The 13,850-nt window shown below is 64.7% G+C and carries 15 protein-coding genes; 4 read left to right on the top strand and 11 right to left on the bottom strand.

The genetic code is table 11. The annotated features are described in order from the left end of the window. Positions 1-37: 37 nt before the first annotated feature. Positions 38-298, top strand: a complete 261-nt coding sequence (gene yidD, locus AC1DMY_RS03045; protein ID WP_121878590.1) for a membrane protein insertion efficiency factor YidD — start codon at positions 38-40, stop codon at positions 296-298. Then, positions 288-1,625, top strand: a complete 1,338-nt coding sequence (locus tag AC1DMY_RS03040) for a dihydroorotase (protein ID WP_477163531.1) — start codon at positions 288-290, stop codon at positions 1,623-1,625. The genes yidD and AC1DMY_RS03040 overlap by 11 nt, the downstream gene beginning before the upstream one ends. Before the next feature lie 162 nt (positions 1,626-1,787). On the opposite strand, the gene AC1DMY_RS03035 is transcribed toward AC1DMY_RS03040, so the two are convergent. The 8 genes from AC1DMY_RS03035 to efp form a co-directional block, all read right to left on the bottom strand. Continuing rightward, positions 1,788-2,249, bottom strand: coding sequence for a YbaY family lipoprotein (locus AC1DMY_RS03035; RefSeq protein WP_477163530.1), 462 nt, complete (start codon positions 2,247-2,249; stop codon positions 1,788-1,790). Between the two features lie 69 nt (positions 2,250-2,318). Then, entirely contained in the window at positions 2,319-3,272 is a 954-nt protein-coding gene (gene folE2, locus AC1DMY_RS03030) for a GTP cyclohydrolase FolE2 (protein WP_477163529.1), read from the bottom strand. 117 nt (positions 3,273-3,389) lie between these two features. Next, the gene (locus AC1DMY_RS03025; protein ID WP_477163528.1) at positions 3,390-4,229 is read right to left on the bottom strand and encodes a squalene/phytoene synthase family protein; all 840 of its coding nucleotides are present in this window, start codon (positions 4,227-4,229) and stop codon (positions 3,390-3,392) included. Next, on the bottom strand, positions 4,226-4,897 hold the full coding sequence (gene gph, locus AC1DMY_RS03020; protein ID WP_477163527.1) for a phosphoglycolate phosphatase: 672 nt from the start codon (positions 4,895-4,897) through the stop codon (positions 4,226-4,228). The genes AC1DMY_RS03025 and gph overlap by 4 nt, the downstream gene beginning before the upstream one ends. Beyond that, entirely contained in the window at positions 4,894-5,616 is a 723-nt protein-coding gene (ubiG, locus tag AC1DMY_RS03015) for a bifunctional 2-polyprenyl-6-hydroxyphenol methylase/3-demethylubiquinol 3-O-methyltransferase UbiG (RefSeq protein ID WP_477163526.1), read from the bottom strand. Before ubiG ends, gph begins: the two co-directional genes overlap by 4 nt. A 31-nt stretch (positions 5,617-5,647) precedes the next feature. Further along, positions 5,648-5,902, bottom strand: coding sequence for a YciI family protein (locus AC1DMY_RS03010; protein ID WP_477163525.1), 255 nt, complete (start codon positions 5,900-5,902; stop codon positions 5,648-5,650). 10 nt (positions 5,903-5,912) lie between these two features. Next, on the bottom strand, positions 5,913-7,253 hold the full coding sequence (locus AC1DMY_RS03005) for a TRZ/ATZ family hydrolase (RefSeq protein WP_477163524.1): 1,341 nt from the start codon (positions 7,251-7,253) through the stop codon (positions 5,913-5,915). A gap of 248 nt (positions 7,254-7,501) precedes the next feature. Then, positions 7,502-8,071 carry an elongation factor P gene (gene efp, locus AC1DMY_RS03000; RefSeq protein WP_441604319.1) on the bottom strand — a complete coding sequence of 190 codons (570 nt, stop codon included), beginning with the start codon at positions 8,069-8,071 and terminating at the stop codon, positions 7,502-7,504. Positions 8,072-8,152: 81 nt separating this feature from the next. On the opposite strand from efp, the gene epmB reads away from it, so the two are divergent. Together epmB and AC1DMY_RS02990 are read left to right on the top strand one after the other, a co-directional pair. After that, positions 8,153-9,163, top strand: a complete 1,011-nt coding sequence (epmB, locus tag AC1DMY_RS02995) for an EF-P beta-lysylation protein EpmB (protein WP_477163523.1) — start codon at positions 8,153-8,155, stop codon at positions 9,161-9,163. A gap of 152 nt (positions 9,164-9,315) precedes the next feature. Beyond that, a complete protein-coding gene (locus AC1DMY_RS02990; RefSeq protein WP_477163522.1) occupies positions 9,316-11,358 on the top strand; it encodes an EAL domain-containing response regulator in 2,043 nt (680 codons plus the stop codon). 753 nt (positions 11,359-12,111) lie between these two features. Here AC1DMY_RS02990 and rplS read toward each other — a convergent pair. From rplS to rimM, 3 genes are read right to left on the bottom strand one after another with little or no spacing between them, the layout of a single operon-like run. After that, positions 12,112-12,504 carry a 50S ribosomal protein L19 gene (rplS, locus tag AC1DMY_RS02985; protein WP_204635229.1) on the bottom strand — a complete coding sequence of 131 codons (393 nt, stop codon included), beginning with the start codon at positions 12,502-12,504 and terminating at the stop codon, positions 12,112-12,114. A 27-nt stretch (positions 12,505-12,531) separates the two neighbouring features. Further along, positions 12,532-13,299 carry a tRNA (guanosine(37)-N1)-methyltransferase TrmD gene (gene trmD, locus AC1DMY_RS02980; RefSeq protein ID WP_426271161.1) on the bottom strand — a complete coding sequence of 256 codons (768 nt, stop codon included), beginning with the start codon at positions 13,297-13,299 and terminating at the stop codon, positions 12,532-12,534. Positions 13,300-13,332: 33 nt separating this feature from the next. After that, positions 13,333-13,848, bottom strand: coding sequence for a ribosome maturation factor RimM (gene rimM / locus AC1DMY_RS02975; RefSeq protein WP_477163521.1), 516 nt, complete (start codon positions 13,846-13,848; stop codon positions 13,333-13,335). Positions 13,849-13,850 lie beyond the last annotated feature (2 nt).

Here is a 13,850-nt window from a genome sequence, read left to right as displayed (position 1 = left end):
TACAAGCCGCAAGCTGTTTCGGCAGCGTCAAACCGTCGTGACCCGACTGATACTTTTACTGCTTGGCTTCTACAAGCGCTGGCTAAGCCCCCTGCTGGGTCAGCGCTGCCGCTTCCATCCCAGCTGTTCCGATTATGCACGGATTGCGGTTGTGCGCTTCGGTCCGCTCAAGGGTGGCGCACTTACCGGCTGGCGTCTATTGCGCTGTCAACCTTTGTGCGAGGGCGGTGAAGATCCCGTGCCAGAGCACTTTACTTTCCGCCGTTGCCGCACCCCAGGAGATAACCATGTCCACTGACTGGCTGATCAAGAACGCCGAATTGGTCAATGAAGGCCGCCGTTTCCACGCCGACGTCCGCGTGAAGCAAGGCCGCATCGAGGCCATAGCCGGCGATCTGGATGCCCGCCCCGGCGAAAAAGTGGTCGATGCCAGCGGCCTGTGGCTGTTTCCCGGCATGATCGACGACCAGGTGCACTTTCGCGAGCCCGGTCTGACCCAGAAGGCCGATATCGCCCATGAGTCGCGCGCCTGCGCCGCCGGCGGCATCACCAGCTTCATGGAGATGCCCAACACCAAGCCCCCCGCGCTCGACCGCGAGACGCTGGAGGCCAAATACGCGCTGGGCGCGCAAAACTCGGCCGTGAACTACGCCTTCTACATGGGCGCCAGCAACGACAACCTGGAAGCCATCAAGAGCCTCGACCCGCTCGCCGCGCCAGGCATCAAGGTGTTCATGGGCGCTTCCACCGGCAACATGCTGGTGGACAACCCCGAGGTGCTGGACGGCATCTTCAAGTACGCGCCCACGCCGATCATCACGCACTGTGAAGACACGCCGATGATCGACGCCAACCTGGCCAAGGCGCATGCGAAGTACGGCGACGACATCCCAGCCTGGGAACACCCGCTGATCCGCTCGCGCGAGGCCTGCATCAAGTCCACCCGCCTGGCCATCGAACTGGCCAGGCGCCACAACAGCCGCCTGCACGTCCTGCACATTTCCACCGCGGACGAGCTGGCGTTGTTCGAGCCGGGTCCGCTCAAGGGCAAGCGCATCACCGCGGAAACCTGCGTGCACTTCCTGCATTTCGATGATCGCGACTACGAGCGCCTGGGCTTCCTGATCAAGTGCAACCCGGCCATCAAGACCTCGGCCGACCGCGAGGCGATCATCAAGGCGCTGGCCGAGGGTCGCCTGGACGTGCTGGCCACGGATCATGCGCCGCACCTGCTGGAAGAAAAGCATCAGCTCTACGACAAGGCCCCCAGCGGCCTGCCACTGGTGCAGTACGCGCTACAGGCGGCGCTGCAGCGCGTGTTCGAAGGCAAGCTGACGCTGGAACGTGTCGTTGAAGCAGTGACACATGCCCCCGCCACCTTGTTCGACGTGAAGGAGCGCGGTTACCTGCGCGAAGGCTATGCGGCCGACCTGGTGCTGGTCGATCCGAACAAGCCGCATACGGTGACCCGCGAGGAAGTGCTGTCCAAGTGCGGCTGGACGCCGTTCGAGGGCTACACCTTCAACAGCTCGATTGCCGCCACGTTCGTGAACGGCCAGCGCGTATGGGACGGCAGCAGCGTGGACCAGAGCGTGCGCGGCCAGCGGCTGAGTTTCAGCCGCTAATCTCCTCAGGCGTCCATTTTCCCCACGGTCATTCCGGCGCAGGCCGGAATCCGGTAGCGAACCCGTTGAGTTATCGCGATAGCCCACATTCTTGAAAGGCTTCGCGAAAACCTGATACAGAGGCCACTGGATTCCGGCCTGCGCCGGAATGACGAGCTGGGCTTACGGCACAGCCTTGAGCGTGATGCTCACCGGGCCGTTCTCGCCCGAGCGGCCAAGCACGCTGGTGCGCGTGTCGTTGATGGCGAGCAGTTTGTCGCCCTGCTGCAGGCGTACGCCAATCGCAAAGTCCACGCCGTCTTTCAGTTCGGCGGGGTCATAGCTCAGCATGAAATCCACCGGCGAGGCGCCGACCGGCTGGATGCGATCTTCCGCCACCGGGCGTGCCGCAACATCCTGGCGACTCACATCGGACAATGTCACGATCAGCACCGCGTCTGCAGGAATCGCCTGTGGCAAGTCGTAACGCACGTCGCCGACCAGGGTCTTCATCAGCGCCTGATGCACGGGTGCCGCAGGTGCGGCTGTCGCCGTCGGCGCGTCTTCCTTGTGGTGGTGCGAGAACATCGAGCAGGCCGATAGCGCGAGCAGCGTGACGGCTAGCAAGGGAAGACGGAACGACATGCGAATCTCCATGGGGAAGGCCCGGGGACGGGCTCCCGCCATGCTATCAGGCCGCCGTTAAAGCACGGCTCAGGCGCAGCCCTTGCCCGCGTAGCCGCCTTCCACGCCCTTGCTGGCATAGGCGACGGCGTCGTGCGGATGCAGGCTCTCCTGGTGCTCCACGCGAATGTGGAAGTCGCTCAGCGCCTTGTCGACGTCCAGCGCCTTCTGGATGCGGCGCGCCGCGTCCTCGCAGAACATCAGGTTGCCGCCATTGGCGAGCGCGAACGCCTGCTCGTCTTCGCGCTTCACCGCGGTTTGCACCGGCGTGCCCAGCGCCTGCTCGGTCACATTGATCAGGTCGATCAGGTTGAAGGCGGCGCCTGCGGCCGGGCGCACGCGCAAACGAGCGACGCTGCGCTGCGCGTGCGGCGTGGCGACGATGCCTTTTTCGCTGCCCAGCCAGGCCAGCACGGCGGAGTGATCGACCGGCTTGCCGGCATCGAAATCCTTGGCGAACTGGTCCTGGATCAACTGGCGCGACAGTGCCGCTGACGCCGGACAGGTCGACGAATAAACAATCTCGGTACCGAACTCCAGCAGGAATTCGTCGCCGATCATGCTCGCTTCGATGGTCACCGGATACGAGCGCCAACCGCTGTTGGCACTGCGCAAGGCAGGACGACGCACCAGGTGCTCAAAGCGGATGCTGAGGCAGGCGCGATCGGAGAGATCCTTGTGCGATTCCAGGAAACCGCGCAGCAGGTCGCGCAGCGTCTCGGTGCCGAGCGTCTTGCAGCTCAGCGCCTCTTCCACCTGCAGATAGAGACGCGACATGTGGATGCCACGCTTGTCCGGGCGACGCAGATTGACGAAGGCGCCGACGCGCGCGCTGGCGCGCTGTACGTCGCCGTCGCCGGCATCGAAACGCACCGGCACCTCGATGCCATCCATACCCACCCAGTCCAGCTCGCCGACGAGATGCGGCTGGGCATGGACTGCCACGTCGGGCAGCAGGCGGGCGGTGTTTTCCTCGGTGTACATGGGTGAATCCTGTGTGGTCCGACTGGCGGTCTTAGCGCCTGGGAGACCTCAATTTTGGGGCACCATCGGCGCCTCGCAATAGTGGCGCGCGGGAAACGCTGCGTCCGGAACGCCTCCTCAACCCTTTGCGCGCTGCCAGGCACGCGCGGCCTGCCAGGCTTGCCAGGTCACGCCCAGCCCCTGCCTGCCCTGCCCCTTGCGCAGCACATCGAGCGGATCGGCGGCCTTGCGGGCCTTGGCGACCAGGGCGCTCCCCTGGCGCGATTCCAGCCCGCGGAAGGCGCTCAGCGGTCCCGGCAGGCGCCCGGCGTCACGCCAGGCGGCTTCCAGATCGTCCAGCTGCGCGCGCACGGCGGCATTGCGCAGATCGCTCGTTTCACGCAACTGATGACGGCTCAGGCCGAATTTCGCCAGGCGCGACATCGGCAGCGCGAGGCGGTCGCGATCGGCGTCCTCCTGCAGGCGCAGCAGGGAATACAGCAGATGCGACAGTGTCGCCACCCGCGTTGCGCGTGCACTGGATGCCTGGTCGCCAAACCACCATGCGGTTTCCAGATCGGCCAGGGCGCCATGCAACAGCGAACCGGCGGCGATCTGTGCCGGGAAGTCTGCTGCCGTGCCCTCTTCCAGCTGACCCATCGCCGCCAGCACCGGGGCGACCCAGCGCTCCGCCGAAATTTCGTGCGCGCGCTCGCTGTCGAACAGCACCTGGGTCAGGGGATGACGCCCGCCGCTCGCTGCCGCGCCGGACAGTTCCTCTGCCCACCAGTTGAGCTTGCCGGCCGCCACGTGCGGCTCGCGTATGCCATAAGCCGCCGCAAGCAGTTCCTGCTCGAGCGCCGCCAGCGCGATATGGCCCGGATAGTTGTTCTGATCGACGAACGCCAACGCAATGCGCTGCTGCGGCTGCACGGCCAGCCACTTGTCGATGTAACTCTGCAGCGCGGTGCTGCTCACGCAATCACCTTCAGGCGGCCGGTGAGCTCGGATGGATGATCGATCACCAGGTCCGCGTTCCACTCGGACGGATCGCCACCATCCAGATAGCCCCAGCGCACGGCGACGGTATACAAACCGGCAGCCGCGCCCGCCAAGACGTCGCGGCGATCATCGCCGACGAACAGGCAGCGCGATGGATCGAGCCCGGCACGCTCGCACGCCAGCAACACGGGCGCGGGATCGGGCTTCTTTACCGGCAAGGTATCGCCGGATACCACCGCGACCGCGCGTGGCGCCCAGCCGATGCGCACCAGCAGATCATCGGTGAGAAAGCCCGGCTTGTTGGTGACCACGCCCCAGCGGATGCCCTGCGACTCCAGCGACGACAACAGCTCGTCCACGCCGTCGAACGGACGCGAGTGCTCGTCCATCATCATCTGGTAAAGCTCCAGATAACGCGGCATCAAGGCCGTCAGCGCGGCGTCATCGATGTCGGGAAACGCACAGCGCAGGATGGCGCGCGAGCCGCGCGAGACGACTTCGCGCACCATCGCATACGGCGGTGCGGCCACCTGCATTTCTTCGCACTGCGCCTTCAGCGCGGCATAGAGATCGGGAGCGCTGTCGAGCAAGGTGCCATCGAGATCGAACAGCACGCCCTGGATATTTTCGGGAAACGACTTCATGCGGGCTTTCGTGCGCTGATCAGGTAATTGACGGCCGTGAGGCGGCTCAACCACGCCTTGCGGCTGATCGGGTTGTAGCCCAGGCCGGAGACGTCGTCGACTTCAAGACCGGCATGGCGCATCAGGCGTCCGAGCTCCGACGGCTTGAGGAACTGCGCGTAATGATGCGTGCCACGCGGCAGCATGCGCATGATGTATTCCGCGCCAAGAATCGCGGCGCCAAAAGCCGCCGGCGTGCGATTGAGCGTGGACATCACGACCACGCCGCCCGGCTTCACCATGCGTACCAGGTCGCCGACCAGCGCGGCCGGATCAGGCACGTGCTCGATCAGCTCCATACAGCACACGGCGTCGAAGCTTTCCGGCTCGGCGGCGGCCAGGTCGGCCGACGACTGCACGCGATAGTCGATATCGAGGTTCGGCGTTTCCAGTCGCGACTCGTGCATATGCAGGCGCGCGATCTCGATCACCTTCTCGCCCAGATCGATGCCGGTGACGCGCGCGCCGGCCTTGGCCAGCGCCTCGCTGAGCAGGCCGCCGCCACAACCCACATCGGCCACGCGCGCACCGCGCAGATCCAGCCGATCGGCGACGTAAGCCGCACGCACCGGATTGAGATCGTGCAGCGGACGGGACTCGCCATCCGGATCCCACCAGCGCGCGGCGAGTTTGCCGAAGCGGGCGATTTCCTCGGGACTGACATTGGTTGCGGCTTGCATCGAAAGCATCCTTCAGAGCTGTGCGCGGAGCTTAGCGCGCGTTCCATTCGTAGACGGTGATATCCCAGCCGCCACTGGCGTGGGCCGGGTCCTGGTGGACGATGGCCAGGGCCTCGTTCATATCGACCGCACGCACCAGATAGGCGCCGCCGGACTTGTCGCCGAAAGCACCCGTCATTTCCAGGCGACCGCCGGCGCGCAAGCCTTCAATGAAGTCCTTGTGCGGCTGGACAACGGCCTGATCGAAATGCGGCCGTCGCATCATCATCACCAGATAGCGGTTCATTGCGTTCCTCTCAACCCGCATCGATCGCGGCGATGCGCTCGCGCCACGCATGCGTCTTGGCCAGCACGGCGTCGGTATCGATATCGGTGAGGATGCGGCCGGCCAGCTTGCGCACGCCATTGATCCACACGTCGGTGACCTGATGGCGGCCGACGGCATAGGCCAGCTGCGAGGCGATGTGGAACAGCGGCTGCGTTTCCAGATCGGACAGGCGCACCGCGGCAAGGTCTGCCTGCTTGCCGGCCTCGATGGAGCCGATGCGATCTTCCAGACCCATCGCGCGGGCGCCGTTGAGGGTGGCCGCACGCAGCGCATAGGCCGCATCGAAGGCCGCCGCATCGTTGGCCACGGCCTTGGCCAGGAACGCGGCCGTACGCATCTCGCCGAACATGTCCAGATCGTTGTTGGACGCGCAGCCATCCGTACCAATCGCCACATTTACGCCGGCTTGGCGCAGCTTCTCCGCCGGGCAGAAACCGGAGGCGAGCTTGAGGTTGGATTCGGGGCAATGCACGACGGACACGCCCGCGGCTGCGCAAGCCTCGATTTCCGCATCGTTGAGCTGGGTCATGTGCACGGCGATCAGGCGATCGTTGACCAGGCCCAGTTTCTGCAGTCGCTGGAAAGGACGCAGGCCGCTCTTGGCCTTCTCTTCTTCCACTTCATGCGCGGTTTCGTGCGTATGCAGATGCACCTGGATGTCGAGCTGGTCGGCCAGCACGCGGATCCGTTCGAAGCTTTCGTCCGACACGGTGTACGGTGCATGCGGCGCAAACGAGGTGCTCACCAGCGTGTCGCCGAGGAAGCTGTCGTGCACTTCGATGGCGCGCTCGAAATATTCGTCCTGCGTCTTGGCCCACGCGGTGGGAAAGTCGATCACCGGCAGGCCCACCACGGCACGGAAACCCATGCGGCGATAAGTGGCGCCAATCACGTCCGGGAAAAAGTAGTTTTCGTTGGCGCAGGTGGTGCCGCCGCGGATCATCTCGGCCACCGCCAGTTCCACGCCGTCGCGCACGAACTCCGGTCCGATCACCTGGCCTTCGACCGGCCAGATGTGCTTCTGCAGCCAGACCATCAGCGGCAGATCGTCGGCGAGGCCGCGCAGCAGCGTCATCGGGTTGTGCGTGTGGGTATTGATCAGACCCGGGATCAGCACGTGCTCACCCAGCTCCACGCGCTCGCGCGGCGCATAGGTGGCGCGCGCATCGGCGATCGGCAGCAGGGCCACGATGGCGCCTTGGTCCACCGCCACGGCGTGATGCTCAAGCACCACGGCATGCGGTTCCACCGGCACGACCCAGCGCGCTTCGATCAACAGGTCGACGGTTTGCGGAGCGGTCTGGTTCATCCGGTGGCTCACTTTTCTTGTGTTGGATACGACAGGGGGCGGATCACCTTGCGGTGGCCGCCCCATGATTCACTATCGGCATGACGATTTTTAGCTCGTCATTCCAGCGAAAGCTGGAATCCAGTGGCTTTGCTTCACGCGGCACGAAAGCGAGAAGGTGTGCTACGCACGACGTATTTCACTGGATCCCGGCCTGCGCCGGGATGACGAACTGGCAAAGGCGCGGGCGCAGCCCGCGCGCCAGTTCGTCACTTGCCGACGCGGCTGACGTATTCGCCCGTGCGGGTGTCGACCTTGATCATTTCATCGGTGCCGACGAACAGCGGCACGCGGACCACCGCGCCGGTTTCCAGCGTGGCCGGCTTGCCGCCGCCACCCGAGGTGTCGCCGCGCACGCCCGGGTCGGTCTCGGTGATCTTCAGTTCGACGAAGTTCGGCGCCTGCACCGAGATGATTTCGCCGTTGAACAGCGTCACCACACACTCTTCCTCGCCCTTCAGCCACTTCACGGCATCGCCCATGCCGGCCTTGTTGGCCTGGTGCTGCTCGAAGGTTTCCTGCTGCATGAAGTGCCAGTACTCGCCATCGGAATACAGGTACTGCATATCGGTATCGACGACGTCGGCGACTTCGAAGCTGTCGCTGGACTTCATGGTCGATTCGCTGGTGCGGCCGTTCTTCAGGTTGCGGATGAAGATGCGGGTGAACGCCTGACCCTTGCCGGGCTTGATGAAATCGGCGTCGGTAATGACCCAGGGGTCATTGTTGTGGAGGATCTTCATCCCCTTCTTGACGTCGTTGAGACCGGCGGTGGCCATGCTGCGCTCCAGATGTGACGCCGCCGACAGGCAGCTAGAATAGGTGGTTTCCCGGGCACTGGGCCCGATTCAAGACCTATTATGATAACCGCAAGCCACGCCGCCCGCCTATCTGTGCCCGGACCCGACTGGCGCACGCTGTGGCGCGAAGCCGTTACCGATCCGCGCGAATTGCTGGCCTTGGTGGGCCTGGAGCACCTCGCCAGCCGCCTGCCGGCTGACGATGGGGGCTTCGCCGTACGTGTCCCGCGCGGCTTCGTGGCTCGCATGGGCCAGGGCGACCCGCTCGACCCCCTGCTGCTGCAGGTGCTGCCCCAGCTGGCCGAACTGGACCAGGTGCCGGGGTTTGGGGTGGACGCGGTCGGTGACATGGCCGCCCGTTCCGCCCAGGGCGTGCTGCACAAATACGAAGGGCGCGCCCTGCTGATCGCCAGCGGCAGCTGCGCCATCAACTGCCGCTACTGCTTCCGCCGCCACTTCCCCTACGGCGACGAGATGGCCGCCGCCGGCCAGTGGCGCAAGGCGCTCGAGCACGTGCGCCAGGACAGCTCCATCAGCGAGCTGATCCTCTCCGGCGGCGACCCGCTGTCGCTGGCCACGGCCAAGCTGGAGGAGCTCACCCGCGGCCTGGCCGAGATCCCTCATGTGACCCGCCTGCGCATCCACACGCGCCTGCCGGTGGTGCTGCCCGAGCGCGTCGACGAGGCCTTTGGCCGCTGGCTGAGCGAGCTGCCGCTGCAGAAAGTGGTGGTGCTGCATGCCAACCACGCCAACGAATTCGACGCGGCCGTGGATGCGGCCTGCGCCCGCCTGCGCGACATGGGCGCCACCGTGCTCAACCAGTCGGTACTCCTGCGCGGCATCAACGACGACGCCGACACCCTGGCCGCCTTGTCCGAGCGGCTGTTCGCGGCGGGCGTGCTGCCTTACTACCTGCACCAGCTGGATCGCGTGCAGGGGGCGGCGCATTTCGAGGTGGACGACGCCCGGGCCCTGGCCTTGGTGGATGGCATCCGTCTACGCTTGCCGGGTTACCTCGTTCCCAAGCTGGTCCGGGAAGTGGGCGGCGAAGCGTCGAAGCGGCCGCTGTAACAGAACGGCGGCACAGTTGTGGGCCGCGTCACTCCCGGAACATTTCCGCTGGCAGTGACCGGAAGAATCCGTTACAACCACGGATGGCACGCGCCCTGCTGTCATAGCAGGTACCAGCAGCAGCGGCGAACAACGGATAGCTCGACGAGCCCATGAAAACCGACCAGGTCATAAAGATACTTTTCATCGAAAAGTCAGTCGAAGACGCGGAACAGATCATCAGCCTGCTGCGCAACAGCGGCATCGCGGTTCGACCGGCACGCGCCACCAGCACCGAGCAGATCACCGCCGCGCTGGACGAGCTGGGCCCCGACATCGTCTTGTTCGACCCTTCAGTGGGCACCCTGGAGCTGCGCGAGGTGTCGCGCATGCTCGATGCCCACGGCCGCGACCTTTCGCTGATTGCACTCGTCGGCCAGGTGGACAACGCCACCATCACCGAACTGTTCGTCAACGGCGCCCGCAGCGTTGCGCTGCGTCCGCAGCCGAAACAACTGATGGCGGTGATCCAGCGCGAATTCGACGCGCTCAACGCGCGCCGCCAGTTGCGCCGCCTGGAAACCGCGCTGCGCGAATCCGAACGCCGCTGCGATGCGCTGCTGGATTCGTCCACCGACGCCATCGCCTATGTGCATGAAGGCATGCACGTGCGCGCCAACCAGGCCTATCTGGACACCTTCGGCTACACCGAATTCGATGACCTGCTCGGCCTGCCCGTGCTGGACATGATCAGCCCGAGCGACGCCGACGAGTTCAAGAACACGCTCAAGGGCTTGTCCAAGGGCGAGAAGGTCAACGGCGCCATCGAGCTGCAGGCGCGCCGCGCCGACGCCACCAGCTTCAAGGCCAGCGTGGAATTCGCGCACGCCATCTTCGAAGGCGAGCCCTGCCTGCAGGTGGTGTTCCGCCGCCAGAAGGTGGACGCCAACGTCATCGAGCAGCTGCAGCGCGATCCGGTCACCGGCCTGTTCAACCGCTCGCGCATGCTCGAGTGCATCGACGAAGCCGTGGCCGCGGCCACCCAGGGCACCAAGGGCCAGTCGCTGCTGCTGATCGAACCGGACAACTGGCAGAGCATCGTGGCAGGCGTCGGACTGGCCAAGGCCGACGAATTGCTGGCCGCCTTCGCCAATCGTGTGGAAGGTCAGCTCACGGCCCAGGATACCGCCGGCCTGCTGGCGGAACACACGGTCGGCGTGCTGCTGCACACCCGCAACGACGAAGGCATCAAGCAGTGGATTGCCGGGCTGCAACAGGCCATTGCCGGCGGCATCTTCGACCTGGGCTCGCGCTCCATCACCATCACCGCGAGCATCGGCGGCAGCCTGCTGGGCGAGCGCAACGCCAATACCGAACTGCTGCTCAACCAGGCCAGCCAGGCCTTGCGCAACGCGCAGAGCCAGGGCGGCAATCGCAGCGACCTGCATGATCCGGCGGCCCGCGAAAAGGCCGACGAAGAGCGCGAGCGCTACTGGCTGGGCGTGATCGACCAGGCTCTCATTCAGAACGAATTCGTGCTGTACCACCAGCAGACGATCAGCCTGCAGGATGCCGAAGGCGAGTTCTCCGAAATCCTGTTGCGCCTCAATGGCCCGCAGGGCGAGGTACTCCCCGGCTTCTTCATGCCGATCGCCGAAAAGCACAACCTCACCCCGGCGATCGACCGCTGGGTGTTGAACCAGGCGATCGAACACCTGCGCGCCCGCGACCGCATGGGCCAGCCCACCACGTTCTTCGTCAAGCTCACCTCCGGCTCGCTGGAAGACAAGGCCCTGCTGCCCTGGCTGGGCGAACGCCTCAGGCAGGCCGCGCTCAAGCACGGCCAGCTCGTGCTGGAGATGACCGAGAGCAAGGTGGTGACCGCCCTGCGCCCGGCGCAGGAATTCATCCAGGCGTGGCAGAAGCTGGGCGGCCAGTTCGCGCTCGAACAGTTCGGCTCAGGCCTCAACTCGTTCCAGTTGCTCAACCACATCAACGCCGATTACCTGAAGATCGACCGCAGCTACATGGCCGATCTGCCGCAACAGCAGGAAAGCCAGAAAAAAGTGGCCGACATCTGCCGCCAGGCACGCGAGCTGAAAAAGCAGACCATCGCCGAATGGGTGGAAGACGCCGCCAGCACCTCGCTGCTGTTCGCCTGCGGCGTGGACTTCGTGCAGGGCAACTTCCTGCAGGAGCCGCAGCGGCTGGCTTGAGGGGCTCGATCCCTGGGCGGCTTTTTTCAGAAAAGCTCGCCCGATGAAGCAAGCACCCGCCCCTCACCCCACCCCTCTCCCTGACGGGAGAGGGAGAAGAACTGTGGGAGCGCACCCTGTGCGCGATCACCCAACGGAGCGATACACCCCAGCGCTGCGGTCGCGCACAAGGTGCGCTCTTACAAGGGGTTCGCACGCTTGCGGATGGCGAATCAAAGTTGCCCTTCGGCTCTTTGTGGGAGCGCACCCTGTGCGCGACAAACCTACAGAGCGATACATCCCAGCGTGACTGTCGCGCACAGGGTGCGCTCCCACAGACAAGCGCCATGCGCGGCACCCAATGCGAAGCGAGGCCCGGCTTTAAGTCCTCAGCGATTCGGGCGCGTTGCGCAGCGCATTGAACTACCTGCTGTGTACCCTCGGAGGTTGTCCCACAACGACGCGCCTCAAGCATTCGGGCTTATCCCAGCACGATGCTGCGGGCGTTTTAGGCCGTTCTCTTTGGGTTACTTTTCTCTTACTCCGGGCATCCTGCCCTCCACCCTTCGGGCCGGCTTCGCCGTTCGCATGCGCTCCTGCGCATGCGTGGGCCAGCAAGAGAAAAGTGACTCGAGCGGCGGCAGCCGATCGAAACGCCCGCCGCGCAGGCGGCCACCTCGCGGAATCGCCAAAACCTCAAAAGCCCAAACAAACAAAAACCCCGCGGATCGCTCCGCGGGGTTTCGTCGAATCGAATCGAAAGAGGCGCCCGAATTACTCGGCGGCAGCCTTCTTCTTCGCAGCCTTGGCGGCAGACACAGCAGCCACGTCTTCCTTGATGCGGGCAGCCTTGCCTTCCAGGTTGCGCAGGTAATACAGCTTGGCGCCACGCACCTTGCCCTTGCGCTTCACTTCCAGCGAGTCGATGGCCGGGCTGTGCGCCTGGAACACGCGCTCCACGCCGGTGCCGTGCGAAATCTTGCGCACGGTGAAGGCCGAATGCAGGCCGCGGCTGCGCTTGGCGATGACGACACCCTCGAACGCCTGAACGCGCTCGCGGTTACCTTCCTTCACCTTCACATTGACCACCACGGTGTCGCCAGGGCCGAATTCCGGCAGCTGGCGGGTGATCTGCTCGGCTTCGAACTGTTCGATGATCTTGTTCATGGCAACACCTGTCTAATTTCTGCGCCCTTAATGGGCCGTATCGTCGTGCCGCGTCTGCTGAGCATGCTCGCGGCGGAATTCGTCCAACAGCGCTCGGGATTGTGCATCCAGCGCGCGCTGCGCCAAAAGATCGGGACGCCGCAACCAGGTCCGTCCCAGCGATTGCTTCAGGCGCCAGCGACGAATGGCCGCGTGGTCGCCGGAGAGCAATACGTCCGGCACGTCTCCCAGTGCGTCATGCACCGGCTTTGCATAGTGCGGGCAATCCAGCAGTCCGTCCGAAAACGAATCCTGCTGCGCCGACTGCGCGTCATTCAACGCACCGTCCTGCAAGCGGCCCACGGCATCGATGATCACCGCGGCGCCAAGCTCACCGCCGGACAGCACATAATCGCCGATAGAAAGCTCTTCGTCGACTTCGTGCGCCAGCAGACGCTCGTCCACACCTTCGTAACGCCCGCAGAGCAAGGCGATGCGCGGCAACTTGGCCAGCGCTTCTACCCGACCCTGCGTCAACCTCGCGCCTTGCGGGCTGAGGTAGATCACATGCACCGGTTCCGGTGCGGCCTCGCGCACTGCCTTCAAGGCATCGCGCAGAGGCTGAATCAGCATCACCATCCCGGGTCCGCCGCCACAGGTGCGGCCGTCCACGGTGCGGTAATTGTCGGTGGCGAAATCACGCGGGTTCCAGGTTTCCACCTGCAGCAGCTCACGCTGCTGGGCCCGCCCCACCACGCCAACGGCAGCACACTGACGCATGAAGTCGGGAAACAACGTGACGACATCGATGCGCATGATCCTCAACCCTTGATGCAGCGCGTGGCGCGCTCAGAATTCAGGATCCCAGTCCACCACCATGCGCCCGCCGGACAAGTCCACCGAACGCACATAAGATCCCTGGATGAAAGGCACCAGCCGCTCGCGCGTACCGTCCTTCACTACCACGACGTCGTTGGCGCCGGTTGCGAACAAATGACTCACTCGCCCCAGTGCCACGCCTTCCGTGGTGACGACCTCGAGACCTTCGAGATCGACCCAGTAATACTCATCCTTGCCAGGAGGTGGCAGCAGTTCGCGGGAGACATAAATGTCCTGCCCTATCAACGCTGCTGCCGCGTCCCGGTCGTCCAATCCAGGGAATTGGGCTACCAGCCCTTTGCCCTGCGGACGACCTTTGACTCCTGCGATCTCCGTTTCCGCACCCGGCGCCGAACTCAGCAGCCAAGGTTGGTAAGTGAAGATCTTCGTGCGGGGCTCAGTCCAGGATTCGATCTTGAGCCAGCCCTGCACGCCGTACAGCCCGACGATGCGTCCCACCAGGACGCGCCGACCGGCTGCCGTCATAC

Source organism: Dyella sp. 01L423 (assembly GCF_056399945.1).
This window is presented reverse-complemented; position numbering and strand designations above follow the sequence as displayed.